Annotated in this window: 26 protein-coding genes; 9 read left to right on the top strand and 17 right to left on the bottom strand. The window is 62.2% G+C overall.

The window, feature by feature from the left end; genetic code table 11:
• Window positions 1–196: 196 nt before the first annotated feature.
• A complete protein-coding gene (gene tyrS / locus M2396_RS18765) occupies window positions 197–1,396 on the bottom strand; it encodes a tyrosine--tRNA ligase (RefSeq protein WP_101322357.1) in 1,200 nt (399 codons plus the stop codon).
• A gap of 223 nt (window positions 1,397–1,619) precedes the next feature.
• Here tyrS and M2396_RS18760 point away from each other — a divergent pair, with 223 nt between their 5' ends.
• Together M2396_RS18760 and M2396_RS18755 are read left to right on the top strand one after the other, a co-directional pair.
• Window positions 1,620–3,029, top strand: a complete 1,410-nt coding sequence (locus M2396_RS18760; protein WP_259077222.1) for a peptidoglycan DD-metalloendopeptidase family protein — start codon at window positions 1,620–1,622, stop codon at window positions 3,027–3,029.
• 3 nt (window positions 3,030–3,032) lie between these two features.
• A complete protein-coding gene (locus tag M2396_RS18755; RefSeq protein WP_259077220.1) occupies window positions 3,033–4,124 on the top strand; it encodes an anhydro-N-acetylmuramic acid kinase in 1,092 nt (363 codons plus the stop codon).
• Between the two features lie 62 nt (window positions 4,125–4,186).
• Here the strand turns inward: M2396_RS18755 and erpA are convergent, their stop codons facing one another.
• Together erpA and argC are read right to left on the bottom strand one after the other, a co-directional pair.
• Window positions 4,187–4,537: an iron-sulfur cluster insertion protein ErpA gene (erpA, locus tag M2396_RS18750; RefSeq protein ID WP_101322360.1), complete on the bottom strand. Its 351-nt coding sequence runs from the start codon at window positions 4,535–4,537 to the stop codon at window positions 4,187–4,189.
• A gap of 133 nt (window positions 4,538–4,670) precedes the next feature.
• On the bottom strand, window positions 4,671–5,705 hold the full coding sequence (gene argC, locus M2396_RS18745) for an N-acetyl-gamma-glutamyl-phosphate reductase (protein ID WP_101322361.1): 1,035 nt from the start codon (window positions 5,703–5,705) through the stop codon (window positions 4,671–4,673).
• A 142-nt stretch (window positions 5,706–5,847) separates the two neighbouring features.
• Between argC and hemJ the strand changes: the two genes are divergently transcribed.
• The 6 genes from hemJ (at window position 5,848) to M2396_RS18715 (ending at window position 9,749) form a co-directional block, all read left to right on the top strand.
• Complete coding sequence (gene hemJ, locus M2396_RS18740; protein ID WP_101322362.1) at window positions 5,848–6,273, top strand: protoporphyrinogen oxidase HemJ; 426 nt, start codon at window positions 5,848–5,850, stop codon at window positions 6,271–6,273.
• An 86-nt stretch (window positions 6,274–6,359) separates the two neighbouring features.
• Window positions 6,360–7,142 carry an SDR family oxidoreductase gene (locus M2396_RS18735; RefSeq protein ID WP_101322363.1) on the top strand — a complete coding sequence of 261 codons (783 nt, stop codon included), beginning with the start codon at window positions 6,360–6,362 and terminating at the stop codon, window positions 7,140–7,142.
• 63 nt (window positions 7,143–7,205) lie between these two features.
• Window positions 7,206–7,544 (top strand): histidine triad nucleotide-binding protein, encoded by a 339-nt coding sequence (locus M2396_RS18730; RefSeq protein WP_101322364.1) that lies wholly within the window; start codon window positions 7,206–7,208, stop codon window positions 7,542–7,544.
• Between the two features lie 66 nt (window positions 7,545–7,610).
• Complete coding sequence (gene coq7 / locus M2396_RS18725) at window positions 7,611–8,258, top strand: 2-polyprenyl-3-methyl-6-methoxy-1,4-benzoquinone monooxygenase (protein ID WP_101322365.1); 648 nt, start codon at window positions 7,611–7,613, stop codon at window positions 8,256–8,258.
• Between the two features lie 10 nt (window positions 8,259–8,268).
• Complete coding sequence (locus M2396_RS18720; RefSeq protein ID WP_259077216.1) at window positions 8,269–9,309, top strand: DUF2157 domain-containing protein; 1,041 nt, start codon at window positions 8,269–8,271, stop codon at window positions 9,307–9,309.
• A gap of 47 nt (window positions 9,310–9,356) precedes the next feature.
• Entirely contained in the window at window positions 9,357–9,749 is a 393-nt protein-coding gene (locus M2396_RS18715) for a hypothetical protein (RefSeq protein ID WP_259077214.1), read from the top strand.
• Here the strand turns inward: M2396_RS18715 and M2396_RS18710 are convergent.
• On the bottom strand, window positions 9,715–10,137 hold the full coding sequence (locus tag M2396_RS18710; RefSeq protein WP_259077212.1) for an OsmC family protein: 423 nt from the start codon (window positions 10,135–10,137) through the stop codon (window positions 9,715–9,717). The two genes, M2396_RS18715 and M2396_RS18710, sit on opposite strands and share 35 nt — an antisense overlap.
• 186 nt (window positions 10,138–10,323) lie before the next feature.
• Between M2396_RS18710 and crp the strand changes: the two genes are divergently transcribed.
• Window positions 10,324–10,968 carry a cAMP-activated global transcriptional regulator CRP gene (crp, locus tag M2396_RS18705; protein WP_101322369.1) on the top strand — a complete coding sequence of 215 codons (645 nt, stop codon included), beginning with the start codon at window positions 10,324–10,326 and terminating at the stop codon, window positions 10,966–10,968.
• Here the strand turns inward: crp and M2396_RS18700 are convergent.
• From M2396_RS18700 to M2396_RS18640, 13 genes are all read right to left on the bottom strand, one after another.
• Window positions 10,965–11,669, bottom strand: coding sequence for a lipoyl protein ligase domain-containing protein (locus M2396_RS18700; protein WP_101323126.1), 705 nt, complete (start codon window positions 11,667–11,669; stop codon window positions 10,965–10,967). The two genes, crp and M2396_RS18700, sit on opposite strands and share 4 nt — an antisense overlap.
• 66 nt (window positions 11,670–11,735) lie before the next feature.
• A complete protein-coding gene (gene trpC / locus M2396_RS18695; RefSeq protein WP_181089415.1) occupies window positions 11,736–12,572 on the bottom strand; it encodes an indole-3-glycerol phosphate synthase TrpC in 837 nt (278 codons plus the stop codon).
• A complete protein-coding gene (trpD, locus tag M2396_RS18690) occupies window positions 12,569–13,618 on the bottom strand; it encodes an anthranilate phosphoribosyltransferase (RefSeq protein WP_150571178.1) in 1,050 nt (349 codons plus the stop codon). Before trpD ends, trpC begins: the two co-directional genes overlap by 4 nt.
• Window positions 13,619–13,628: 10 nt before the next feature.
• Entirely contained in the window at window positions 13,629–14,222 is a 594-nt protein-coding gene (locus M2396_RS18685) for an aminodeoxychorismate/anthranilate synthase component II (protein ID WP_103435182.1), read from the bottom strand.
• A 145-nt stretch (window positions 14,223–14,367) separates the two neighbouring features.
• Entirely contained in the window at window positions 14,368–15,849 is a 1,482-nt protein-coding gene (gene trpE / locus M2396_RS18680) for an anthranilate synthase component I (protein WP_101322373.1), read from the bottom strand.
• 69 nt (window positions 15,850–15,918) lie between these two features.
• The gene (locus tag M2396_RS18675; RefSeq protein WP_150571177.1) at window positions 15,919–16,737 is read right to left on the bottom strand and encodes a phosphoglycolate phosphatase; all 819 of its coding nucleotides are present in this window, start codon (window positions 16,735–16,737) and stop codon (window positions 15,919–15,921) included.
• Window positions 16,734–17,408 (bottom strand): ribulose-phosphate 3-epimerase, encoded by a 675-nt coding sequence (gene rpe, locus M2396_RS18670; RefSeq protein WP_150571176.1) that lies wholly within the window; start codon window positions 17,406–17,408, stop codon window positions 16,734–16,736. Before rpe ends, M2396_RS18675 begins: the two co-directional genes overlap by 4 nt.
• A gap of 123 nt (window positions 17,409–17,531) precedes the next feature.
• Entirely contained in the window at window positions 17,532–18,359 is an 828-nt protein-coding gene (locus tag M2396_RS18665) for an ABC transporter permease (RefSeq protein ID WP_259077205.1), read from the bottom strand.
• 11 nt (window positions 18,360–18,370) lie between these two features.
• The gene (locus M2396_RS18660) at window positions 18,371–19,618 is read right to left on the bottom strand and encodes an ABC transporter permease (RefSeq protein WP_101322377.1); all 1,248 of its coding nucleotides are present in this window, start codon (window positions 19,616–19,618) and stop codon (window positions 18,371–18,373) included.
• 64 nt (window positions 19,619–19,682) lie between these two features.
• Window positions 19,683–20,720 carry an ABC transporter substrate-binding protein gene (locus tag M2396_RS18655; protein WP_101322378.1) on the bottom strand — a complete coding sequence of 346 codons (1,038 nt, stop codon included), beginning with the start codon at window positions 20,718–20,720 and terminating at the stop codon, window positions 19,683–19,685.
• A 40-nt stretch (window positions 20,721–20,760) separates the two neighbouring features.
• Complete coding sequence (locus M2396_RS18650; protein ID WP_101322379.1) at window positions 20,761–21,885, bottom strand: ABC transporter ATP-binding protein; 1,125 nt, start codon at window positions 21,883–21,885, stop codon at window positions 20,761–20,763.
• A gap of 282 nt (window positions 21,886–22,167) precedes the next feature.
• The gene (locus M2396_RS18645) at window positions 22,168–22,797 is read right to left on the bottom strand and encodes a response regulator transcription factor (RefSeq protein ID WP_103435186.1); all 630 of its coding nucleotides are present in this window, start codon (window positions 22,795–22,797) and stop codon (window positions 22,168–22,170) included.
• A gap of 9 nt (window positions 22,798–22,806) precedes the next feature.
• Complete coding sequence (locus tag M2396_RS18640) at window positions 22,807–25,194, bottom strand: PAS domain S-box protein (protein ID WP_259077202.1); 2,388 nt, start codon at window positions 25,192–25,194, stop codon at window positions 22,807–22,809.
• Window positions 25,195–25,277 lie beyond the last annotated feature (83 nt).

Below are 25,277 nucleotides of genomic sequence, written 5' to 3'. Positions count from 1 at the left end.
AACTTCTAACTCTTTGAAACTCAAGGAGTTTTCCGTTCCAACTACGCTGGAAGTGGGGCGCATTATAAGCGCTTACAGAAACCCGTCAACCGTTAATTTCAGCTTTGTGCATTTGGCCCTCACAAACAAAAGCGGAGAGGCCTTTCGGCCTCCCCGCTCTCTCTATACAGCCAAGCACTCTATATAGAAGCAGACATCACTCTGCTTTCAGCGAAACCCGCGCAAAGGCTTTCTTGCCTGCCTGACACACATGGGTCGCACCCAAGGCAAACACAAAGCTGCGATCAACCACTTCGCCATCAACCTTCACGCTACCCGCAGCCAGCAAGTCCCGCGCTGCAGCCGAGTTCTTCACCAGGCCAGCCTTGTTCAGGATTGCAGCAATCGGCATCGACTCGACAGCGGCGACCGTCACCTCAGGGATGTCCTCTGGCAGCTCACCATCCTTCATCCGGTTACCGGCAGCGCGGTGCGCATTGGCCGCAGCCTCTTCGCCATGGAAGCGGGCGACGATCTCTTCCGCCAGCTTGATCTTGATGTCGCGCGGGTTGGCGCCCTGCTCGACATCGGCGCGGAACTGCTCGATCTCTTCCATGGAGCGGAAGCTCAGCAACTCGAAGTAACGCCACATCAGCGAATCCGGGATCGACACCAGCTTGCTGTACATCACCCCCGGCGCTTCCTGGATACCGACATAGTTACCCAGCGACTTGGACATCTTCTTGACGCCGTCCAGGCCCTCGAGCAGCGGCATGGTAACGATGCTCTGTGCTTCCTGGCCGTAGGCACGCTGCAGCTCACGCCCCATCAGCAGGTTGAACTTCTGATCGGTACCGCCCAGCTCGACGTCGGACTTCAGCGCTACCGAGTCGTAGCCCTGCACCAGCGGGTAGAGGAATTCGTGGATCGCGATCGGCTGGTTGCTGGTGTAACGCTTGTCGAAGTCGTCACGCTCGAGCATCCGCGCCACGGTGTACTGCGACGACAGGCGAATGAAATCGGCGGGGCTCAGCTGGTCCATCCAGGTGGAGTTGAACGCGACTTCGGTCTTGGCCGGGTCGAGAATCTTGAACACCTGCTGTTTATAGGTCTCGGCATTGTCGAGGACCTGCTCGCGGGTCAGCGGCGGGCGGGTGGTGCTCTTGCCGCTTGGATCACCGATCATGCCGGTGAAATCGCCGATCAGGAAGATCACCTGATGCCCCAGCTCCTGGAACTGGCGCAGCTTGTTGATCAGGACCGTGTGCCCCAGGTGCAGATCCGGTGCGGTCGGGTCAAAGCCCGCCTTGATACGCAGCGGCTGACCGCGCTTGAGCTTTTCGACCAGCTCCGACTCGACCAATACCTCTTCCGCACCGCGCTTGATAAGCGCCAGCTGCTCTTCAACCGACTTCATAGAAAACCCGCAAGGCTCAGATTCAAAGGCAGCCAACCATACAAGATCGGCCATCAAATACAAGTTTGGCAACGAGATGTGACCCGAACGGGCGCTGTTGACGTCTATGCGCCCTTGCGCGAAACTGCTTTTGGTTATATTTTATACAGTTATTTCATCTTCATCATGTCATTCATCTTTTCTATTTCACTTTTTTCATTCACCTTTTCAAAGTCACCTTCCTATGCCTAAAGAAACGCCTAAAGCGCCGCCGCTTTATCCGAAAAGCCATCTGGTGGCCGCGAGCGGCATTGCCGCCCTCCTCAGCCTGGCCTTGCTGGTATTCCCTTCAAGCGAAGTCGAAGCCAAGAAAACCACCCTCAATCTCGAGCTGGAAACACCCGCCGAGCAGCTCAAAGACGAAGCCAACGCAGCACCCATGCTGCAGGCACCTGCCGAGCAAGCCTCGCCATTTGCCCAGATCGACAACGCCGCTACCCCCGCCGAGAACACCGCCAAGACCGAAGCACCGGTTGAAGCACCGAAGGCGCCAGGCCATCGTGAAGTGATCGTCGCCCGCGGCGACACCCTGTCGACCCTGTTCGCCAAGGTCGGCCTGCCGTCCAACGTGGTCCACGACGTGCTCGCCAGCGGCAAGCAAGCCAAGCAGTTCAGCCAGCTCAAGCATGGCCAGGTACTGCAGTTCGAGCTGGACAAAGACGGCCAGTTGACCACCCTGCACAGTAAGGTCAGCACCCTCGAAACCATTCGCCTGAGCAAGACCGACAAGGGTTACAGCTTCGAGCGCGAAGTCAGCAAACCGGTGGTGCGCACTGCCTATGCCCACGGCGTGATCAAGAGCTCGCTGTCGGCCTCGGCCCAGCGTGCCGGGCTGTCGCACAGCATGACCATGGACATGGCCCGTGTACTGGGCTACGACATCGACTTCGCACAGGACATCCGCCCTGGTGACGAATTCGACGTGGTCTACGAGCAGAAGGTCATGGACGGCAAGGTGGTCGGCACCGGCAATATCCTCTCGGCCCGCTTCACCAACCGCGGCAAGACCTACACCGCAGTGCGCTACACCAACAAACAAGGCAACACGAACTACTACACTGCTGACGGCAACAGCCTGCGCAAGGCGTTCATCCGTACTCCGGTGGATTTCGCCCGCATCAGCTCGCGCTTCTCCAATGGCCGCAAGCATCCGATCCTGAACAAGATTCGCGCACACAAGGGTGTCGACTACGCGGCCCCTCGCGGTACGCCGATCAAGGCTGCAGGCGATGGTCGTGTCGAACTGGCAGGCCGTCGTGGTGGTTACGGCAACACTGTGATCATTGCCCACGGCAACCGTTACAAGACCCTCTACGGCCACATGCAAGGCTTCGCCAAAGGCGTCAAGACCGGCAGCACGGTCAAGCAAGGGCAGATCATCGGCTATATCGGTACTACCGGCCTGTCGACCGGCCCACACTTGCACTACGAGTTCCAGGTAGGTGGTGTCCACGTCGATCCGCTGAGCCAGAAGGTGCCGATGGCTGATCCGATCGCCAAGTCCGAGCGCCAGCGCTTCCTCCAGCAAAGTCAGCCATTGGTTGCCCGCATGGACCAGGAAAAGGCCACCCTGCTCGCCGCGAACAAGCGCTGAGTCATGGCGCTCTATCTGGGAGTGATGTCCGGGACCAGCCTCGACGGCCTGGACATCGCCTTGATCGAACAGGGTGAGCAGCTGCGGCTGCTTGCCACCCACTACACCCCGATGCCCACCGATCTGCGCCAGCAGTTGCTGAGCCTGTGCGCCAGCGGCCCTGATGAAATAGCCCGCGCCTGCCTGGCCGAGAACAGCTGGGCCACCCTCGCCGCCGAGGGCATCGCGCAACTGCTGGCCACACAAGGCCTGCAAGCTGATGACATTCGCGCTATCGGCAGCCACGGCCAGACCATCCGTCACGAGCCTGCACGCGGCTTCACCGTGCAGATTGGCAACCCGGCGTTACTGGCCGAGCTGACCGAGATTTGCGTAGTAGCAGACTTTCGTCGGCGCGATGTTGCCGCCGGCGGTCAGGGCGCGCCACTGGTGCCGGCCTTCCATGAATCGTTGTTCGGCCACCTTGGTCAGCGCCTGGCAGTACTCAATGTCGGCGGTTTCAGCAACCTCAGCCTGATCGAGCAGACCACGCCAGTGCACGGCTTCGACTGCGGCCCCGGCAACGTGCTGATGGATGCCTGGATCGAGCACAAGCGCGGCCAGGCATATGACGCTGATGGCAATTGGGCGGCAAGCGGCGTGATCATTGAGCCACTGCTGAAACGCCTGTTGAGTGACCCGTTCTTCGCCGGCAGCGGCCCGAAAAGCACCGGTCGCGAGGTATTCAACTTGCCCTGGCTGCAAGCCCATCTGGCAGCATTGCCCGCCTGCCGCGACGAAGACGTGCAGGCCACGCTGCTCGAGCTGACTGCCCGCAGCATCATCGACTCGCTGAGCAATGCCCAAACCGCCACCGAGGCCCTGCTGGTGTGTGGCGGTGGTGCGCGCAATGGCGCCTTGATGCAGCGCTTGGCGCAGCTGTTGCCAGACGCTGAGGTCGCCAGTACCGCAGCCTATGGCGTCGATCCGGACTGGGTCGAGGCAATGGCCTTCGCCTGGCTGGCGCATTGCTGCCTGCAGGGCATCCCCGCCAATCGCCCCAGCGTTACCGCCGCCAAGGGCTTGCGCGTGCTCGGCGCTGTCTACCCCGCTTAACGCCCCCGCAGAATGCAAAACGCCGCGCAATTGCGCGGCGTTTTGCCAATCACAGCCCTGCTTCAGATCGAGAACGAAGAACCGCAGCCACAAGTGGTGGTGGCGTTAGGGTTCTTGATCACGAAACGCGAGCCTTCCAGACCTTCCTGGTAATCGACTTCGGCGCCAGCCAGGTATTGGTAGCTCATTGGATCGACCACCAGCGCAACGCCTTCGCGCTCGACGATGGTGTCGTCGTCAGCCACTTCTTCATCGAAGGTGAAGCCGTACTGGAAGCCCGAACAGCCGCCGCCCGTCACGAACACGCGCAACTTCAGGCGAGCATTGCCCTCTTCGCTGACCAGGTTCTTCACCTTGCTTGCAGCACCTTGGGTGAACTGCAAAGCCGTAGGGGTGAAGGATTCGACGCTCATGTTGACTCTCCCGGCGCAGTGCCGCCATAAAACTCGATGGCGGCTATTATCCGCTTCTCCGAGAAAAATGGTCAACAATACGTAAGCAGCAGGTGACCCGTCTTACGCCGCAGCACAAGGCGGGTCACCGCGATCAAGGTAGCAAGCCGGCGTGGGACAAGCCCATGCGCTCGTCCAGGCCGAACAGGATGTTGAGGTTCTGTACCGCCTGCCCTGATGCGCCCTTGACCAGGTTGTCGATTACCGACAGCACCACCACCAAGTCACCACCCTGCGGCCGGTGTACGGCGATACGGCAGACGTTGGCGCCGCGCACACTGCGGGTTTCCGGGTGGCTGCCAGCCGGCATTACATCGACGAACGGTTCATCGGCGTAGCGTTTTTCGAACAAGGCCTGCAGGTCGACCGACTTGTCGACGACATTTGCGTACAGCGTGGCGTGAATACCGCGGATCATCGGTGTCAGGTGCGGGACGAAGGTCAAGCCGATGTCCTGGCCAGCAGCCAGACGCAGGCCCTGGCTGATTTCCGGCAGGTGACGATGCCCTTTGACCGCATAGGCCTTCATGCTTTCGCCCGATTCGCAGAACAGCGAACCGACCGCAGCGCCACGCCCCGCACCACTGACCCCGGACTTGCAGTCGGCGATCAAGCGCGATGGATCGGCCAGGCCAGCTTCGAGCAACGGCAACAGACCAAGCTGGGTAGCGGTTGGATAGCAGCCCGGCACAGCGATCAGACGTGCCTGACGGATCTTCTCGCGGTTCACCTCAGGCAAACCATAGACCGCATCCTTGAGCAGCTCCGGCGCACCGTGCGGCTGGCCGTACCACTTGCCCCACTCGACCGCGTCCTGCAGGCGGAAGTCAGCCGACAGGTCGATAACTCGGGTACCGGCCGCCAGCAGCTCGCCAGCCAGGGCGTGGGCAACGCCGTGCGGAGTGGCAAAAAACACCACGTCACAGGCCGCAAGGGCCTTGCTGTCCGGCACGCTGAAGGCCAGGCCGTCGTAATGACCACGCAGGTTCGGGTACATATCGGCCACTGCCACACCGGCTTCCGAGCGCGAGGTGATGACCGCGACTTCGGCCTGAGGATGCTGCGCCAGCAGACGCAACAGTTCGACCCCGGTGTAACCCGTGCCGCCGACGATACCGACCTTGATCATAACGCTTGCCCCTTATCAACGATGCGACTGGAAAGCGCACGATGATAGGGCTGCCAGCCGTCTGTAACAACTCTTGGGATGCGCCGGCAGGTGCTTCACCACTACTATCCGACCACCGTGAAAACCTGAAGGAACACCCTCCATGCTTTATCTATGGATCAAAGCGCTGCACATCGTCAGCGTGGTCTGCTGGTTCGCCGGCCTGTTTTACCTGCCACGGCTGTTCGTCTATCACGCGCAAAGCGAGGACAGCACCAGCCAGGAGCGTTTCACCGTGATGGAACGCAAGCTGTATCGCGGCATCATGAACCCGGCGATGATCGCCACCTTCGTGTTCGGCATCTGGATGCTCTACCTGACCCCAGGCTGGCTCAGCCAGGGCTGGATGCATGCCAAGCTGACGCTGGTAATCCTGCTGACCGGCTACCATCACATGTGCGGCGCTCAGCGCAAACGCTTCGCGGCCGGCACCAACAAGCGCAGCCATGTGTTCTACCGCTGGTTCAACGAGGTACCGGTACTGCTGCTGTTGGCGATTGTCATTCTGGTGGTGGTCAAACCGTTCTGACCCGCTGGGGCGCTGTAGCAAAAGGCAACACCTCTGTTGGCCACGCTGTACACTAGCGCCCCTTTCCGTCGCCCCAGGAGCCGCGCATGACCCGTTACGCCATGATCACCGGTGCTTCCAGCGGCTTGGGCCTGGCCCTGGCGGAAGCCCTGGCGCGGCGTGGCCGTAGCCTGATCCTGGTGGCGCGCCATCGCGAAACCCTCGAACCGCTGGCAATCGAGCTGGCTCAGCGCTTTGGCGTCGAGGTGCTGCTGCGTGCCTGCGACCTCAGCCAGCCGCTGCGCCTGTCGGGCTTTGTGCTTGAGCTGGAAGAAGGCGAGCGGCGCATTGACCTGCTGGTCAACTGCGCCGGACAACGCACGTATGGCCCGTTTCTGGCCCACGAGTGGGCTGACGAACAAGACCTGCTCGAGGTCAACATCCTCGCCCTGACCCGCCTGTGCCACGCCATTGGCAACCTGATGGCGATCCAGGGAGGCGGGCAGATTCTCAACGTTGCCTCGCTGGCAGCTGTGGCCCCCGGCCCGTGGATGGCCTGCTATGCCGCGAGCAAGGCGTATGTGCTGAGCTTTTCCGAAGCCCTGCGCGAAGAGCTTGGCCGTACCGGCATCAAGGTCTCGGTGCTGTGTCCAGGCCCAGTACGCTCGGCACTGCGCAAGATCCCCAGGCTGGACAACGGCCAGCGCTGCCTGAGCGCCGAAGAAGTGGCGTTGTATACCGTCCGCGCACTGGACAAGAACCGCCCGCTGATCATGCCCGGTCGGCGTAATCGCTGGCTGGCGAGGCTGCCACGCCTCCTGCCGCGTTGGTTGACGCGCAAGCTGGCCGGCTTGATCAATCGCCGTTACTGCCCGCTGGAAGCGCAATAGCACTGTGCGCGCAGCGCCGTGCTGGGTACACTCAGCTCGGACCCTGACCATGGAGCAAGTGCTGTGGAGACTCTCTTCACCAAGATCATCAACCGGGAAATCCCGGCCAAGATCATCTACGAGGATGACCAGGTTCTGGCCTTCCACGATATCGCCCCGCAGGCGCCGGTACATTTTCTGGTTATCCCGAAAAAGCCGATCCGCACCCTCAACGACCTGACCGAAGATGACAAGGCCGTCGCCGGCCATATCCTCTTCACCGCGCAGCGTCTGGCCAAGGAGCTGGGTTGCGAGGACGGCTTCCGCGTAGTCATGAACTGCAACGAACTGGGCGGCCAGACGGTCTACCATATTCACATGCACGTGCTCGGCCAGCGCCAGATGCACTGGCCACCGGGCTGATCCAAGGCAAGCCCCGGCCAGGGGTTTGCGGTAAACTGTCGGGCATCACTCTTGCGGAGGTGCCCGATGGCTACCGAACGTCACTATTCGCCGCTCGACCGCTTGTTGCTGCAGGCCGATACCGCCATGCGCACCTTGCTCCCTTTCAGCGGCCAACCTGCCCGCCCTTCTCCTGCAATCATCCAGCCCGACGCTGACCTGGACGACGCGCAAACGCGCCATGTCGCCGGTTTGATGCGCATCAACCACACGGGTGAAGTCTGCGCCCAGGCGTTGTACCAGGGGCAATCGCTGACCGCCCGCCTGCCTCAGGTGCGCAAAGCGATGGAACATGCAGCCGAAGAAGAGATCGACCATCTGGCCTGGTGCGAGCAGCGTATTCGCCAACTCGGCAGCCATCCCAGTGTGCTCAACCCATTGTTCTACGGCATGTCGTTCGGCATCGGCGCAATCGCCGGGCTGGTCAGCGACAAGGTCAGCCTTGGCTTCGTTGCGGCAACCGAGCATCAGGTCTGCAAGCATCTGGATGAACACCTCGAGCAGTTGCCCAGCGAAGATGAAAAATCCCGAGCCATTCTCGAGCAGATGCGGGTCGATGAAGAGCACCATGCCGACGCGGCACTGGAAGCCGGCGGCTATCGCTTCCCGGCGCCCGTGCGCTTTGGCATGAGCCTGATGGCCAAGGTCATGACCAAAAGCACCTACCGTATCTAGGAATACACAGATGACCGAACGTTTCGATGCCAAGGATCTGGCGCGTGCGGTCGACGCCGGTATTCTGCAACCCGGCCAGGATCAGGCGCTGCTGAGTTTTCTGCGGCGCCAGCCAGTAGTCCAGGCAAGCTTCCAACTGGCGCATGTAGCGTTCTACCTTGGCGGCCTGCTGATCATGGCCGCCATGGGCTGGCTGCTGACCGAGGCCTGGATGAGCATCGGTGATTCTGCGCTACTGGCTATCGCCCTGCTGTATATCGCCTTATTGACCACATCAGCCCTGGCCCTGCAACGGCGCCAGCAGCTTGTGCCTGCCGGCGTGCTCGGCGCAGTGGCGGTGAGCATTGTGCCGCTGAGTGTGTTTGCTCTCCAGCGCTTGCTGGGCTGGTGGCCGCTGGACGACACTCAGGTCGACTTCCATCAGTACTACACCAACGTGCAAGCCGGCTGGCTGCTGATGGAGGCGGCGACGGTGCTCGCCGGCCTGCTGATGCTGCGCCTGATCGCCTTCCCGTTCATCGTCATGCCGATCGCCGTGGCGCTGTGGTTCATGTCGATGGACCTGACCGAGTGGATATACGGCGCGCCGTTCAGCTGGGAGCAGCGGCGCCTGGTCTCGGTCTGGTTCGGCCTGGGCGTGCTGCTGCTGAGCATCGTGGTCGATGGACGCACGCGCAAGGACTACGCCTTCTGGGGTTACCTGGCTGGCCTGGCAGCGTTCTGGGGTGGGTTGACCCTGCTCGACAGCGGCAGCGAATGGGGCAAAGCCATGTATGGCTTGATCAACCTGGGCCTGATGGGCCTGGCGGTGCTGCTGCGACGGCCGATCTTCATGGTGTTCGGCGCCATGGGCGTGGCGGCCTACCTGGGCTACCTGTCCTATCAGGTGTTTGCCGACTCGCTGTTGTTCCCGCTGCTGCTGACCTTGATCGGCCTCGGCGTGATCGGTCTGGGCCTTGTCTACCAAAAGCATCGTGAAAAGCTCAGTGCCAGCTTGCGCGGCAACTTGCCCGAACGCCTGCTCACGCTGTTACCCGGGCTGCGCCGATAATGTCGAGAGTTGCCCGGCGCCTGCTGCAAAGTCTGGGCTTGCCGTTGATGGCCTACCTGTTCATATGCCTGATGACCGCGCAAATCCGGCAAGCGAGCTTCAGTCTCACGCTACCCAGCCTGGGCGAACCCGACAGCAACAGTGCACTTGAACTGCTGCTGTTGAGCCTGCCGGGACAGTTACTGTTTGTGCTGGCGGGCTGCTTTACTCACAGACGCCGACTGCTGATTGGCGTCTTCTTGCTGGCGGCCAGCATCACGGCACTGTTGCAGTGCCTGGTGTTTGCCCAATGCTTCGGCGCTACGTGGAGCACCGCCGAGACTTTCATCCTGCTGGCCAGCAATGCACCAGCACTGCTGCTGGCGCTGGTGCCCGGGCTGGCCTTGCTCTACAACACGGAACAACTCAGCCGAGTTCGACGATCTCATAGCTGTGGGTGATTTCCACACCTGCGCGGCCGAGCATGATCGACGCCGAGCAGTACTTCTCTGCTGACAGCTCGACAGCGCGCTTGACCTGCGCTTCCTTGAGGCTGCGACCCTTGACCACGAAGTTGAGGTGGATCTTGGTGAACACCTTAGGATCTTCGTCAGCGCGCTCGGCTTCGAGGAATGCTTCGCAGCTCTCCACTGCCTGGCGCGATTTCTTCAGAATGCTGACCACGTCGAAGTTGCTGCAGCCACCGAGGCCGAGCAGGAGCATCTCCATCGGCCGCACGCCAAGGTTGCGCCCACCGGCTTCGGGCGGACCGTCCATGACCACGACATGGCCGCTACCCGATTCACCGAGGAACATGGCTTCACCGGCCCATTGGATGCGTGCCTTCATGCTTGTCGACTCCAGATACGTAGAAAGGGTGCCAGCTTAAGCCTTGTGAGCCCGTCGGAAAAGCTCAACTCAACACGCATCGCTGCCGATACACTGGGCAGCGCCTGATAAGCTGGCGCCAAATGACTGGCGCGGCCTGCCAGCCGATCCGAAAAGCCTCTGTATCGCATCGAACAGGATGTCCTGATGGTTGTGTCCGCCCTCTCCGCCAAGATCAAGAACATCGACAAGTTGCTGGTGCACTGCCAGCGCCGCCGGTTTGCCGCCAAGAGCGATATCCTTTGTGCCGGCGACCGGGCTGAGACCTTGTCGTTCATCATCAAAGGTTCGGTCACTGTGATCATCGAAGATGACGAGGACCGCGAGATGATCATCGCCTACCTCAACGATGGCGACTTCTTCGGTGAACTGGGCTTGTTCGAGCCAGTCGGCAAGGAGCAGTATCGCAGCGCCTGGGTGCGGGCCAAGACCGAATGCGAAGTGGCCGAGATCAGCTACGAGAAATTCCGCGAGGTCGCCCGCCTCGACCCTGAGATTCTCTACGCCTTGGGCAGCCAGATGGCCCAGCGCCTGCGCAACACCACGCGCAAGGTCGGCGACCTGGCGTTCTTCGATGTCACCGGGCGCGTCGCCCGCTGCCTGCTCGACTTGTGCAAGCAGCCCGATGCCATGACTCATCCGGACGGCATGCAGATCAAGATCACCCGCCAGGAGATCGGGCGGATTGTGGGTTGTTCACGGGAGATGGTCGGCCGCGTCCTCAAGGACCTGGAGGAGCGCAGCCTGGTTCAGGTCAAGGGCAAAACCATGGTGGTCTACGGTACCCGTTAATCCTTGGGCAAACCTGCGATCACCTCAGCATAGGCGGCGGACAGGCGCTCGAACCAGGGCACTGCCGGCGCCACTTCATGCAGGGCGATATGACTGTCGGCGCGGCAGTGCTGATCGATGCCGCAGCACTGGTTGAAGCGGTTGACCGCCGCCACCATCGACTCGCGCTGGTCATCCAGCAGCAGGGCGCCATGCACCAGCACTACCGGGCGCTTGCCGCCCAGGCCCTGGCGCCAGCGCTGAGCAGTGCCGACCAGCTTGCGCCCGTTGAGGTTGACGTTGTAACGGCCATCGCAAAACGCGCCATCGATCTCGCCCAGCGAAGCCACCCCGCCCCATTCGCGCAGAACCTCACACAGCGGCTGACACAAGCGCTCGTAGGCGTTCTCGATACGGCCATGGTCGCCTTCGCTACGCGGGGCAACATACACCAGCGCGACGTTGACCGTTGCATGCGATTGCGGCACCGGTTCGCCGCCAGTCTCGCGTAGCAGCACCGGCCACCCGGCAATGGCCAGTTCGGCGCAGGCAACTTCAAAGTTCTCTTGTCGGCTCAGCCGCCGCGGCATCACCAGCGCCTGATCGGTCGGGCGCCAGAACAGCACGCCGGCCTCGGCATCGCCGCGGCACACGGCGGCGAGCAGGTCCTGCTCGGCTTGCAGGCCCTGCGCGACGGTCAGGGCCAGAGGTTGTTCGCTCATCAGGATGCCACCTTTTAGCCACCACGTAGAAACAACGAAGCCGGCAATGGCCGGCTTCAAGGTCAATCAGTCCAGTTCCTGAACCACGTTCTGTACCGGCCGCTGCGGGAAGAACAGCCGCTGCAATTCCTGCCCCGGTTGCTCTGCGCGCATGAACGCTTCGCCAACCAGGAACGAGTACACCCCGTTGATTTCCATCAGCTCGACATCGGCCCGGTTGAAGATTCCGCTCTCGGTGATCGCCAAGCGCTCGCGAGGAATCCGCGGCAGCAGGTCGAGGGTGGTTTCCAGGCTGACGTCAAAGGTGTGCAGGTTACGGTTGTTGACCCCGACCAGTGGTGTGTCGAGGGTGTTCAAGGCCCGCTCCAGCTCGTCGCCGTCATGCACTTCGACTAGCACATCCAGGCCGACCGACTTGGCCACAGCGGCCAGTTCGGCCATGCGCACATCATCCAGCGCAGAGACGATCAGCAGCACGCAATCGGCACCCAACGCACGGGCTTCGACGATCTGGTACGGATCGATCATGAAGTCCTTGCGGATCACCGGCAGCGTGCAGGCCGCGCGGGCCTGCTGCAGGTAGGCATCGGCGCCCTGGAAATAGTCGATATCGGTCAGCACCGACAGGCAGGTCGCGCCGCCCTTCTCGTAACTGACGGCGATGTCGGCCGGGATGAAGTTTTCGCGGATCACGCCCTTGCTCGGTGAGGCCTTCTTGATTTCGGCAATCACCGCGGGCTGCTTGCGTCTGGCCTGCTCGATCAACGCATTGGCAAAGCCACGCGGCGCATCAGCAGCCTTGGCCAGTTGCTCGAGCTCGGCCAGGCTGACCCGGGCACGGCGCTCGGCGACTTCCTCGACCTTGCGGGCGAGGATGTTTTCCAGCACGGTCGGCACGCTCATGCTTCGTTCTCCTGCTTGAATACGGCGGTAAAGGCGCCCAGTTCCTGGAGTTTTTCCCAGGCCAGGCCGGTGTGCAATACATCGCTGGCAAGCTCTACGCCCTGCGCCAGGGTCATTGCATGGTCTGCTGCGTACAGTGCGGCGCCCGCATTGAGCACGATCATCTCGGCAGCCTTCTGGCCGTTTTCGGTCTTGCGCCGGCCCAAGGCATCGCGGATCAGTTCATACGAGGCCTGCGGGTTTTCCACCGCCAGGCCATGCAGGCTCTGGCTCTTCATGCCGAGGTCTTCGGGCTCGACCCAATACTCGCTGATCTCACCTTTTTTCAGCTCGGCAACAAAGGTCGGCGCTGCCAGGCTGAACTCATCCAGGCCATCCTTGGAGTGCACCACCAGCACGTGCTTGCTGCCCAGACGCTGCAGCACCTCGGCCAGCGGCCGGCACAACGCCTGAGAAAACACGCCGACCACCTGGTGTTTCACCCCGGCCGGATTCGTAAGCGGGCCAAGCATGTTGAACAGGGTACGCAGGCCCAGCTCGCGACGCGGGCCAGCGGCGTACTTCATGGCTTTGTGATGGCTCTGCGCGAACATGAAGCCGATGCCCAGGCTGTCGATGCAGCGGGCAACCTGCACTGGCGTCAGGTTCAGGTAGATCCCGGCTGCCTCGAGCAGGTCGGCACTGCCACTTTTGCCCGAGACTGCGCGGTTGCCGTGTTTGGCCACCTTGCAGCCAGCCGCGGCGAGCACAAACGACGCTGCCGTGGACACGTTGAAGATGTTCGCACCATCACCGCCAGTACCGACCACGTCGACCACGCCGTCGAGGCTTTCCAGCTCGACCTTGTCTGCCAGCTCACGCATCACCGAGACCGCGCCGACGATTTCGTCGATGCTCTCGCTCTTCATGCGCATGCCCATGAGGAATGCACCGATCTGCGCCTCGCTGCACTGACCGGTCATGATCTGGCGCATGACGTCGCTCATTTCTGCAGTCGACAGGTCCAGGTGGCCAACGATACGGCTCAATGCGCTTTTGATATCCATGCTCGAATCCTTAACGGCGGCCGCCGGTCTGCTTGAGGAAGTTGGCGAACAGCTCGTGGCCCTGCTCAGTAAGAATCGACTCGGGGTGGAACTGCACCCCTTCGATGTTCAAGGTCTTGTGGCGCAGGCCCATGATTTCATCCACAGAGCCATCGTCGTGGGCAGTCCAGGCGGTCACCTCGAGGCACTCGGGCAGGGTCTCGCGCTTGACCACCAAAGAATGGTAGCGGGTCACCGTGAGTGGATTGTTCAGTTCGGCAAATACGCCCAGGTCGCGATGATGGACCGGGCTGGTCTTGCCGTGCATCACCTGGCGAGCGCGGACTACATCGCCGCCAAAGGCCTGCCCGATCGACTGGTGGCCAAGGCAAACGCCAAGAATCGGCAGCTTGCCGGCAAAATGCAGAATGGCCTCGATCGACACGCCGGCTTCGCTCGGGGTGCACGGGCCAGGTGAAACCACGATGCGCTCGGGGTTGAGTGCTTCGATCTGGGCGATGGTCATCTCGTCATTGCGGATGACCTTGACCTCAGCCCCCAACTCGCCAAAGTACTGGACGACGTTGTAGGTGAAGGAGTCATAGTTGTCGATCATCAGTAACATGTGCGGCAAACCTCTAGAAGACTGACTTCTGATTCGGACCTTGCGCTTGCGCCTCCAGGCGCGGGTCATCCCGCACGGGGCGCTGGGTCAAGCACAAGGCAGGCAGATGGAGCGAGGCCGCGTGGCGGCCAGCCAACTCAACACATCAACGCGACGGGGTCTGTTCCGCCAGGGCTACGGCGCGGAACATCGCGCGGCGCTTGTTGATGGTTTCTTCCCACTCCAGTGCAGGCACCGAATCAGCAACGATACCGCCACCGGCCTGAACATGCAGTTCGCCATCCTTGATCACCGCGGTACGAATGGCGATCGCGGTGTCCATGTTGCCGTTCCAGGCAAAGTAACCGACTGCGCCGCCATACACGCCACGCTTGACCGGCTCGAGCTCGTCGATGATTTCCATGGCACGGATCTTCGGCGCGCCGGACAAGGTCCCGGCCGGCAGGATCGCCCGCAGTGCATCCATTGCAGTCAAGCCCTCGGCCAGTTGGCCGGTGACGTTGGAGACGATGTGCATGACGTTGGAATAGCGCTCGATCACCATCTTCTCGGTCAGGCGCACGCTGCCGGTTGCCGAAACACGGCCGACATCGTTGCGGCCCAGGTCGATCAGCATCAGGTGCTCGGCAATTTCCTTGGCGTCGGACAGCAGGTCGTCTTCCAGCGCGCGGTCGGCTTCTTCGTTGGCACCGCGTGGGCGGGTGCCGGCGATTGGGCGCACGGTGACCAGGTTGTCTTCGACCCGCACCAGCACTTCCGGCGAACTGCCGACGACATGGAAGTCACCGAAGTTGAAGAAGTACATATAAGGCGTCGGGTTGAAGCAGCGCAGCGCGCGATAAAGGTCGATGGGCGCTGCCTTGAAGTCGATCGACATGCGCTGCGACGGCACCACCTGCATGCAGTCGCCGGCGAGGATGTACTCCTTGACCGTATCGACCGCCCGCTCGTAATCGTCCTGGGTGAAGCTTGAACGGAATGCCGGTTCGGCAGCCATCGGCCCGCTCAGGTCAAGGCCGCGACGTGGCGTGATCGGCTCGCGCAGCTTGGCCAGCAGCGCCTGCAGGCGCGCCTGGCCCTGTTCGAGGGCGTCTTCGGCAGACGGGTCGACCAGCACGATCGCGTGCATCTTGCCGGCCAGGTTGTCGAACACCACTACTGCGTCCGAGACCATCAGCAGAATGTCCGGCACACCCAGTGGGTCCGGGTTCGGGCAGGCGCCCAGGCGTTTTTCCACATAACGCACGCAGTCGTAACCGAAGTAGCCGACCAGGCCGCCATTGAAGCGCGGCAGGCCGGCGATATCGGCAACCTTGTAACGCTCTTTGAACGCTTCGACGAAAGCCAGCGGGTCTTCCACCTCGTGGCTTTCTACCTCGACACCGTCTTCAAGGATGCTCACCTGATAGCCGTGTACGCGCAGCACCGTGCGCGATGGCAGGCCGATCATCGAGTAACGGCCCCACTTCTCGCCGCCCTGAACGGATTCGAGCAGATACGAGTTGGCCTGATCAGCCAGCTTCAGGTAGATCGACAGCGGCGTGTCGAAGTCGGCCAGGGTTTCGCAGGCCAAAGGAATGCGGTTGTAGCCAGCAGCGGCCAGACGCAGGAATTCTTCGCGGGTCATGAGTAGCCTCGGAGCAAGAGCAATGGGGTCAGGCAAACGGACGGGCCGGCAGCTGCCGGCGAGCAGAAGTCAGGCGCGCCAACGCCAACGGGCCAGGGCCTTGATGACTTTCATCCAGTATTTGCCGATAACCGCCACGATGGACTCTCTGTCTTTGGAGGCTGGAAGGTCGGCCAACGTTATCCCAGTGTCGGTGACTACGCAACCAGGCAACAGGATGCGTAGATCACTGATCACCAGGCTGGGCGATTCTTCCTCGATTGGCCGACCGTGGTTGTAGCCATAGCTGAGGCCCACCGACTGCACCCCGGCGGCTTTGGCAGCGAGCACATCGCTGCGCGAATCGCCGACGAACACCGCCTGCGCCGGGCTGACCCCGGCCATTTTCATCACGAACAGCAGCGCCGCCGGGTCAGGTTTTTTCTGTGGCAGGGTGTCGCCGCCAATGATCCAGCGGAAATAGCGACCGATCTTCATCTGATCCAGCAGCGGCGCGACAAAGCGCTCCGGCTTGTTGGTGATCAGCGCCATCTCCACGCCTTGCTTGTGCAGCCAGCGCAAGGTGTCGCGCACGCCAGGGTAGACCACGGTGAGCTCATGGCTCTCGGCATAGGCTTCCATGAACAGGGACAGGCCCTGCTCGGCCAGCGCGTCGTCGACCGTGCCGTGGTCAAGGCCTCCCGCCAGTGCCCGGCGCACCAGTACCGGTGCGCCATTGCCGACCCAGTGGCGAACCGCCTCAAGGCCGGCCGGCGGGCGACCGAGTTCGAGCAGCATGCGGTCTACCGCTGCGGCCAGGTCGGGGACAGAATCGATCAGCGTGCCATCCAGATCGAACATCACCAACTTGGGCAGCGTCCCCGGGAACAGCTGCTCGAAGCCGCTCATGGGCGGGCCAGGGCCATTTCGGCGCGCATCTTGGCGATCACTTCCTGGTAATCCGGCGCATTGAAGATTGCCGAGCCGGCGACAAAGGTGTCGGCGCCAGCAGCGGTGATCTCGCGGATATTGTTGACGTTGACGCCGCCGTCGATCTCCAGGCGAATGTCACGCCCGCTGGCATCGATCAGCGCGCGTGCTTCACGCAGCTTGTCGAGGGTGCCAGGGATGAACTTCTGCCCGCCGAAGCCTGGGTTGACGCTCATCAGCAAGATCATGTCGACCTTGTCCATCACGTACTTCAAGGTCTCCAGACCGGCAGCCGGGTTGAACACCAGGCCCGCCTTGCAGCCGCCGTCACGGATCAACTGCAGCGAGCGGTCGACGTGCGTGGTCGCGTCCGGATGGAAGGTGATGTAGGTAGCGCCGGCTTCGATGAAGTCGCCGATTATGCGGTCGACCGGGCTGACCATCAGGTGCACATCGATCGGCGCGGTGACGCCGTATTTGCGCAGTGCGCTGCACACCATCGGGCCGATGGTCAGGTTTGGGACATAGTGGTTGTCCATGACATCGAAGTGGACGATGTCGGCGCCGGCGGCCAGTACTTTGTCGACGTCTTCACCCAAGCGGGCGAAATCGGCAGAGAGAATGGACGGGGCAATAGCGTAGGGCTGCATGGCGCACCTGTAGGCAGAAATCACGGTGGCGCGCATTGTACCTCAGCCCTGCCGGATGGGGGCTGATTGGTGTCAATCCTGCTGCAGCGCGCCAGCCCGAGGGTGGGGGCTGGCGCCAGCAGGCTATTCTGGCTGTTGCGTACGCAGTTTTTCGCTGCGCCCACGCAGCCATTCCAGGGTCAACAACAGCACCACCGAGAAAGCGATGAGCAAGGTCGCTGCCGCAGCGATGGTCGGGCTCAGGTTCTCGCGAATACCGCTGAACATCTGCCGCGGCAGGGTTGCCTGTTCAGGCCCGGCGAGAAATAGCGTGACTACCACTTCATCGAACGAGGTAGCGAAGGCAAACAATGCCCCCGAGATCACCCCAGGGGCAATCAGCGGCAAGGTCACCCGACGGAACGTGGTCAGCGGCGAGGCACCGAGGCTGGCCGCGGCCCGCACCAGGTTGTAGTTGAAGCCCTGCAGGGTGGCCGACACGGTGATGATCACAAACGGTACGCCCAGCACCGCGTGCACCAGGATCAACGAGATGAAGCTGTTGCCCAAGCCCAGCGGGGCAAAGAACAAATAGCTCGCGACACCGATGATCACCACTGGCACCACCATCGGCGAGATCACCAGGGCCATCACCAACGACTTGCCGGGGAAGTCGCCGCGGGTCAGGCCAATCGCGGCCAGGGTGCCGAACACCATTGCCAGCACAGTCGCCGCAGGGGCGACGATGATGCTGTTGCGCAGGGCGCGCATCCACTCCGCCGAAGCGAAGAAGTCCTGATACCAGTGCAGCGAAAAGCCCTGCAGCGGGTACACCAGAAAGCTGCCGCTGTTGAACGACAGCGGGATGATCACCAGTATCGGCAGTACCAGGAACAACAGGATCAGGCCGCAGAGGATCCGCAGGCCGTAGTACCACACCCGCTCGATGGGTGACATGTAGGGGCTCAGCATGACAAGGCTCCTCAGCTCAGACGCAGGCGGCTGGCGCCGACCAGCCAGCTATAGATCAGGTACAGCAGCACGGTTGCCAGCAGCAACAGCCCGCCCAGTGCGGTGGCCATGCCCCAGTTGATGCTGGTGTTGGTGTAGAAGGCCACGAAGTAGCTGACCATTTGATCGTTCGGGCTGCCGAGCAGCGCCGGCGTGATGTAGTAGCCGATCGCCAGAATGAACACCAGCAGGCAACCTGCGCCAATACCTGCGTAGGTCTGCGGGAAGTACACCCGCCAGAAACTGGCGAACGGATGGCAGCCCAGCGAAATCGCTGCGCGCATATAGCTCGGCGAGATGCCCTTCATGACGCTGTACAACGGCAGGATCATGAATGGCAGGAGGATATGCACCATAGAGATGTACACCCCGGTGCGGTTGAACACCAATTCCAACGGCTCGTCGATGATACCCATCGCCATCAGCGCACTGTTGATCAACCCGCCCGACTGCAACAGCACGATCCAGGCAGCCACCCGCACCAGAATCGAGGTCCAGAACGGCAACAGCACGAGAATCATCAACAGGTTGCTCTGCCGGGTTGGCAGGTTGGCCAGCAGATAGGCCAACGGGTAAGCCAGCAACAGGCAGATCACGGTGATGACCACACCCATCCACAGGGTGCGGGTGAAGATATCCAGGTAGATCGCCTGGTCCGGCGTGGCCTTGGCTATCTCACCGAGATCATCGATGCGGTGATCGACCGAGGCCAGCAGGTAATACGGGGTGACGGTACTGGTATTGCGGCGGATCGCCTGCCAGTAGGCAGGATCGCCCCAACGCTCATCCAGGTTTTGCAGTGCTTCTTTATAGGAAGCCGGTTCGCTCGCGAACGGCAGCGCCCGGGCAGTCTTCGACAACAGGCTGCGGTAACCGGCCAGCTCCATGTTCAAGCGTTTGGACAGGTCACCGAGGGTCTGGTTCTTGCGCGCCTCGGCCAGGTCCTGGCTCAGCGCCTGATATACCGGTTCGCCAGGCAGGCTCTTGCCATCCCACTGCTGTACCGCCTCGACGGTGCGCGGCAGGCCGGCGACCACTTCGGGGTTGGCCACGCTCTTGAACAACAGCGCCGCAATCGGCACCAGGAACACCAGCAGAAGAAACAGCGCCAGCGGCGCGATCAACGCCTGGGCCTTCCAGCGGTTGACCCGCTCGGCATGCTTGAGGCGCTGTTTGAGGCTTTTACCTGCGCCTTCGTTCAGGGGCACTGCAATGGCCATGGCGAACTCCGAAAATCTGGAAAACGGGGAGCGCCGGAGATAACCCGGCGCTCCGAGGGCGCAGTTACTTCTTCGCCGCCCAGGCGTTGAAGCGTTGCTCCAGCTGCTCGCTGTTGTCAGCCCAGAAGGCCACGTCGATCTGCACCTGGTTGGCGATGTTTTCAGGCGTGGTCGGCATGTCTTTCTTCACGTCATCCGCCAGCAGCGCGACCGCCTTGGAATTGGCCGGACCGTAGGCGATGTTTTGCGAGTAGGTCTTTTGCTGCTCGGGCGCAACGCTGAAGGCGATGAATTCCTTCGCCTCTTTGCTGTTCTTCGCGCCTTTAGGAATGGCCCAGGCGTCAAAGTCATAGATGCCGCCGTTCCATACCACCTTGAGGTTGCTTTCTTTCTGCACGGCAGCGATGCGACCGTTGTAGGCCGAGCTCATCACTACGTCGCCAGAGGCAAGGTACTGCGGCGGCTGGGCGCCGGCTTCCCACCACTGAATGCTCGGTTTGAGCTGATCGAGCTTTTTGAAGGCGCGATCCTGACCGGCTTTGGTCGCCAGTTCCTTGTAGACGTCCTTGGGCGCAACACCGTCGGCCATCAACGCGAACTCGAGGGTGTACTTGGCACCTTTGCGCAGGCCGCGCTTGCCCGGGAACTGCTTGGTGTCCCAGAAATCAGCCCAGCTGGTTGGTGCGGTCTTGAGCTTGTCGGCGTTGTAGGCCAGCACCGTGGACCAGACGAAGAAGCCGACACCGCACGGCTGAATAGCGCCCTTGACGTAGTCCGCCTCGTCACCGAACTGAGCGGGATCGATTTCCTCGAACAGGCCCTCGTCGCAACCACGGGCTAGCTCCGGCGATTCGACTTCAACCAGGTTCCACGACACGCTCTTGGTATCGACCATGGCTTTGACCTTGGCCATTTCACCGTTGTACTCACCGGCGACGATCTTGCCCTTGCCGGCCTTTTCCCACGGCTCGTAGAAGGCTTTGACCTGGGCGGCCTTGTTGGCTCCACCGAACGACACCACGGTCAGGTCTGCGGCGGCCATGGCCTGGCTGGCGGCGAACAGGCCGAGGGCCACGGCGGTCAGTTTCAACTGCTTGCGCATTATTATTCTCTCCACAGTACAGGGTTGGTTAAGCGAACCTTCAATGGGCTTCGGCAATCGGATCGAGCGCGCGGGCGTGTTCGACTTCCCAGCCCAGCGGTACCACATCGCCCACGGCCAGGGCCGGGTCGAGTTCGGCAATCGGCTGCTTCACGAAGAAGTCGCCCTTGCCGCAGACTTCCAGACGCACCCGTACGTGGTCGCCCAGATAGATGAACTCGGCCACGCGGCCGGAGAATCGGTTGGCGCAGTGCTCGCTGTGGCCATTGAGGCGGACCCGCTCGGGGCGGATCGACAAGGTCACCGGATCGCCCGCCTGGCCGACATTCACCGCCAATGCCTCGACCTTCTCGCCCCGCGCCAGCTGCACCTGGCAGCGCTCGCCATTGCGCGCCAGCAAGGTGCCGCTGAGGCGGTTGTTTTCACCGATGAAGTTGGCGACGAAGGTATTGCGCGGCTCTTCATAGAGGGTGCGCGGGTCGGCGATCTGCTGAATTTCGCCCTGATGGAACACTGCCACCCGATCAGACATGGTCAGTGCTTCGCTCTGGTCGTGGGTGACGTAGACCACGGTCACGCCCAGGCGCTGGTGAATGTGCTTGATCTCCATCTGCATGTGCTCACGCAGTTGTTTGTCCAGCGCCCCGAGCGGTTCGTCCATCAGCACCAGCTGCGGCTCGAAAACCAGAGCACGAGCCAATGCCACCCGCTGCTGCTGGCCGCCGGAGAGCTGACCGGGGTAGCGCTGGGCGAAGGCGTCGAGCTGGACCATGCCGAGCACGCGCTTGACCCGCTCGCTGATGTCGGTCTTGCTCAGGTTGCGCACGCTCAGGGGGAAGGCAAGGTTCTCGGCGACGGTCATGTGCGGGAACAATGCGTAGTTCTGGAACACCATGCCGATATCGCGCTTATGCGGTGGCACGTTGTTGATCGAGCGCCCACCGAGGAGGATTTCGCCGGCGGTGGGGGTTTCAAAACCGGCCAGCATCATCAGGCTGGTGGTCTTGCCCGAGCCGGACGGGCCGAGCAAGGTCAGGAACTCGCCCTTGCGGATGTCCAGATTGAGGTCTTTGACGATCAACGACTCGCCGTCGTAGCTCTTCTGCACACCACGGAAACTGACCAGCGTGTCGCCGCTGGCAGTGTTCGAATTCGCCTCGCTCATGCCTGCACCTTTTTGTTGGATGACTGCGTGAGAGAAGCTTAGACAAGGCGCAAGTGCCGGCAAATCGGGGCCGCTGAGAGAATGCCATCATCCCCTTGGAAGATTGCCTGTAGGGATCGCCCTACACGGATGGCGTTATCAGATCGGCGTTTCGGTAGCTGTGCGACTGCGCCAGGGAGGTCGCGAGTAGCAGACAGCCGCGTCCTTGAGCCCGCCACGTGCCGCATGCGCTGCTCGCAGTGTCAGGTGCGCGGGTAACTGCCGACGTCGTCGGCAGAACAGTCACACCAGCTTGTGCTCCATGGCGTACTTCACCAGCTCGGCCAGGGAGTTGACCTTGAGCTTCTGCATCAGCCGCGCTTTATGGGTGCTGATGGTCTTGCTCGACAAGGCCAACTGCAGCGCGATGTCATTGACGTTGGCGCCCTGGGCCAGGCGCTCGAATACCGAAAACTCGCGTTCCGACAGCAGCGTATGCAGCGGCCGGGTGTCGGTCAGGCCGACCTCGAACACCATGCGGTCAGCCAGCGCCGGGTCGATGTAGCGCCCTCCTCCCGCCACTCGGCGGATGGCCGTCAACAACAGCGCCGGGTCGCTGTCCTTGGTCGCGTAGCCGGCAGCGCCGGCCTTCAAAGCCCGCGCAGCCATTTGCGCCTCGTCATGCATCGACAGCATGAGAATTGCCGGCGGGTTGTTCAGTGCGCGGATGCGCGGGATCGCCTCTAGGCCATTGACCCCTGGCATGGAGATATCCAGCAAAACCACTTCGCACGGGGTGTGGCGCAACGCATCCAGCAACTGCTCGCCATTGCCCGCCTCGGCCACTACCTGCATGTCCTTGGCCAGGCCGATCAGTTGCTTGATGCCCTCGCGGACAATGGTGTGGTCTTCTGCCACCAGCACTCGAATCATGCTTGTCTCCTAATCCAGAGGGATACTGACGCTCAGGCTGCTGCCCTCGCCGGGTTCACTGTCCAGGGTCATGCTGCCGCCCAGCATCAATACCCGCTCACGCATACCGACCAGGCCAAACGAAGTCGGCCTGGGTTGATCGGGGCAAAAACCGACACCGTCATCGATCACGCTCAGGCGCAGGGTACCGCCGGTGCGCAGCAGCTCGATCTGCACGGTGTGCGCCTGGGCATGGCGCATCACGTTGGTCAGCGCCTCCTGCAGAATCCGAAACAGCCCGGTGGCCTTGGCATCACTCAATGCTGGCAGATTATCCGGCACCTGCACCAGACACGGTATCTGCGTGCGCGCTTCGAAGCGGCGCGCCTGCCATTCAATCGCCGAGGCGATGCCGGCATCAAGGATCGGCGGGCGCAGGGCGGTGGCGACATCACGCACCAGCTGGAACAACTGCGCGATCAAGCGCTTCATGCTCGCCAGGCGCTCGTGCAGGCCGGGGTCGAGCTCGGCATAGGCCAGCTCGCACATCGACACTTCGAGCTTGAGCACGGTCAGCATCTGCCCGAGTTCATCATGCACTTCGCGGGCGATGCGGGCCTTTTCTTCTTCGCGCACGCTCTCAAGGTGGGCAGACAACTCGCGCAACTGCCCCTCGGAACGGGCCAGGGCCAGCTCGGCGCGTTTGCTCTGGCTGATGTCCCAGACCACGCCATCCCAGACCACGCGCCCGTCGGCCAGGCGCCGGGTACTGGCCTTGATATCAGCCCAGCGCTGCTCGCCCTGGCGGGTGACGATGCGCCCCTGCCACGACCAGTCCTGATTGTTGGCCAGGGCCAGGTCCTGGACCCGGTGATAATCACTGCGGTCATCCGGATGCACCAGGTTGCGCAAGCCCATCTGCGGATGCTGGATGGCTGCCGGAGTGTAGCCAACCAGGGCTTCGCTACCCTCGCTGATATAGGGGAATTCAAGCTCGCCGGCAGCAGGGTTGCGTTCGAGCCGAAACACCAGCCCCGGTACGTTGCCGGCAATACCCTTGAGCTGCGCTTCGCTTTCGCGCAGGGCCGCCACGGTGCGCCGGCGCTCGGTGACATCGGTGAGGAACATCACCAGGTATTCGGCATCGCGAAAGCGCAGAAAACTCAGCGACAGATCGACCGGCAACACGCTGCCATCGGCACACCGGCACTGACTCTCGAATTGCTCGGCGCCACCGTTGCCAGCCCGCACCCGGCGCCACAGCTCCAGCCAACGGTCCATGTCCAGGTTGGGCTCGAAGTCACGCAGCGGCCGGTCCAGCAGTTGCCCTTCGGCGTAGCCAAGCATGCCCTCGGCCGCGTGGTTGGCGTAGCGCACATGGCTGTCCCAGTTGATCCAGAGGATACCGACGGTGCTGTGGTCGATGGAAAACTGGCTCAGGCGCAGTGCCTGTTCGCGGCCGTGGCGCTCGGCCAACGCTTCGCGCGCCTGCAACAAGCTGCGTTCCAGCTGGCGCTGCTCACGGCGCTGCCACAGCAAGGTGGCGATGGCACACAGCAACAGCAGCCCGAACAACAGCGCGAGGTTCTGCCAGAAACCCGCGCTCTCGCTCAGGCGCGGGTACTTGGGCTGCAGCCAGCGCTGGTGCAATTGCTCCAGCTGCTTGGCCGGCATCGCCTGCAGCCCGCGCTCGAGCACATCGGCCAACAGCGGCCAGTCACGCCGCGAACCGATCCGCAGCAGTTGCGGCAAGCCGATGTCACCGACCACGACGAGATCGCTGAACTCGCTTTCGCGCGACAGGCGGCTGAGCTGCGCTTCGTCGACCACCGCAAAGCTCGCCTGCGCACCGAGCAGGGCTTGCAGCGCCTGCCGCTCGTTGGGCACGCCTTGCAGGTTGAGGTGGGTGTAGTTGCTGCGCAAGTAATCGGCCAGCGGGCTGGGCATGCGCACCACTACACGCTCACTCGACTCAAGCTTCTCCAGTTCGACCGCCACCGCGCCGCTGCGCGGCCCGACCACCAGCTGCGGCACGCGCATATACGGGTCGCTGAACAGCCACAGGCGCAGGCTGGCCGGGGTCTGGGGCAGGCCTGGGGCGAAGTCGATCTCACCAGCCTTGAGGGCGTGCTCAAGCGCTGCCTGGTCAGCGAAATTGCGCCAGGTCAGGTCCAGTCCGAGCGCCTGCGCCAGCCAGCTGACCAGTTCGACGTTGGCCCCATACAGCTGCTGCAGGCGCCGGTCGAACTGCGCATAAGGCGCCTGCAGCACCAGGCCCACACGCAGGCTGCGGTGCTCCTCCAGCCATTGTTGCTGAACCGGCTCCAGCGCCACCGTCGGCACCGCAGCGGGCCGTGCCAGGGCGATCAAGGGCAGGCACAGGCAGCCGATAACCAACAGGCGACGCATTCGCTTCATCTATACGCTCGACTTGGCAAGCGCGACCACCAGCCGTGGCCGTCGCGGACAAATACTATTAGGCTGCAGGTATCATTCTGGCT

The sequence above is a fragment of the Pseudomonas sp. BIGb0278 genome (assembly GCF_024809895.1).
In the GTDB taxonomy this organism is placed as follows: Bacteria; Pseudomonadota; Gammaproteobacteria; order Pseudomonadales; family Pseudomonadaceae; genus Aquipseudomonas; species Aquipseudomonas shirazensis.
This window is presented reverse-complemented; position numbering and strand designations above follow the sequence as displayed.

Excerpts from the sequence above, each read along its gene's own strand:
- M2396_RS18715 (WP_259077214.1), top strand. The coding sequence starts at position 9,357 with ATGGCCTACCTGTTCATATGCCTGATGACCGCGCAAATCCGGCAAGCG.
- tyrS (WP_101322357.1), bottom strand. The coding sequence starts at position 1,396 with ATGAAGTCGGTTGAAGAGCAGCTGGCGCTTATCAAGCGCGGTGCGGAA.
- M2396_RS18660 (WP_101322377.1), bottom strand. The coding sequence starts at position 19,618 with ATGGCCATTGCAGTGCCCCTGAACGAAGGCGCAGGTAAAAGCCTCAAA.
- M2396_RS18720 (WP_259077216.1), top strand. The coding sequence starts at position 8,269 with ATGACCGAACGTTTCGATGCCAAGGATCTGGCGCGTGCGGTCGACGCC.
- M2396_RS18685 (WP_103435182.1), bottom strand. The coding sequence starts at position 14,222 with ATGTTACTGATGATCGACAACTATGACTCCTTCACCTACAACGTCGTC.
- M2396_RS18640 (WP_259077202.1), bottom strand. The coding sequence starts at position 25,194 with ATGAAGCGAATGCGTCGCCTGTTGGTTATCGGCTGCCTGTGCCTGCCC.
- M2396_RS18655 (WP_101322378.1), bottom strand. The coding sequence starts at position 20,720 with ATGCGCAAGCAGTTGAAACTGACCGCCGTGGCCCTCGGCCTGTTCGCC.
- trpE (WP_101322373.1), bottom strand. The coding sequence starts at position 15,849 with ATGACCCGCGAAGAATTCCTGCGTCTGGCCGCTGCTGGCTACAACCGC.
- M2396_RS18645 (WP_103435186.1), bottom strand. The coding sequence starts at position 22,797 with ATGATTCGAGTGCTGGTGGCAGAAGACCACACCATTGTCCGCGAGGGC.
- crp (WP_101322369.1), top strand. The coding sequence starts at position 10,324 with ATGGTTGTGTCCGCCCTCTCCGCCAAGATCAAGAACATCGACAAGTTG.
- rpe (WP_150571176.1), bottom strand. The coding sequence starts at position 17,408 with ATGCAGCCCTACGCTATTGCCCCGTCCATTCTCTCTGCCGATTTCGCC.
- M2396_RS18760 (WP_259077222.1), top strand. The coding sequence starts at position 1,620 with ATGCCTAAAGAAACGCCTAAAGCGCCGCCGCTTTATCCGAAAAGCCAT.
- M2396_RS18710 (WP_259077212.1), bottom strand. The coding sequence starts at position 10,137 with ATGAAGGCACGCATCCAATGGGCCGGTGAAGCCATGTTCCTCGGTGAA.
- M2396_RS18675 (WP_150571177.1), bottom strand. The coding sequence starts at position 16,737 with ATGAGCGGCTTCGAGCAGCTGTTCCCGGGGACGCTGCCCAAGTTGGTG.
- M2396_RS18755 (WP_259077220.1), top strand. The coding sequence starts at position 3,033 with ATGGCGCTCTATCTGGGAGTGATGTCCGGGACCAGCCTCGACGGCCTG.
- erpA (WP_101322360.1), bottom strand. The coding sequence starts at position 4,537 with ATGAGCGTCGAATCCTTCACCCCTACGGCTTTGCAGTTCACCCAAGGT.
- trpD (WP_150571178.1), bottom strand. The coding sequence starts at position 13,618 with ATGGATATCAAAAGCGCATTGAGCCGTATCGTTGGCCACCTGGACCTG.
- trpC (WP_181089415.1), bottom strand. The coding sequence starts at position 12,572 with ATGAGCGTGCCGACCGTGCTGGAAAACATCCTCGCCCGCAAGGTCGAG.
- argC (WP_101322361.1), bottom strand. The coding sequence starts at position 5,705 with ATGATCAAGGTCGGTATCGTCGGCGGCACGGGTTACACCGGGGTCGAA.
- M2396_RS18735 (WP_101322363.1), top strand. The coding sequence starts at position 6,360 with ATGACCCGTTACGCCATGATCACCGGTGCTTCCAGCGGCTTGGGCCTG.
- coq7 (WP_101322365.1), top strand. The coding sequence starts at position 7,611 with ATGGCTACCGAACGTCACTATTCGCCGCTCGACCGCTTGTTGCTGCAG.
- M2396_RS18650 (WP_101322379.1), bottom strand. The coding sequence starts at position 21,885 with ATGAGCGAGGCGAATTCGAACACTGCCAGCGGCGACACGCTGGTCAGT.
- M2396_RS18665 (WP_259077205.1), bottom strand. The coding sequence starts at position 18,359 with ATGCTGAGCCCCTACATGTCACCCATCGAGCGGGTGTGGTACTACGGC.
- M2396_RS18700 (WP_101323126.1), bottom strand. The coding sequence starts at position 11,669 with ATGAGCGAACAACCTCTGGCCCTGACCGTCGCGCAGGGCCTGCAAGCC.
- hemJ (WP_101322362.1), top strand. The coding sequence starts at position 5,848 with ATGCTTTATCTATGGATCAAAGCGCTGCACATCGTCAGCGTGGTCTGC.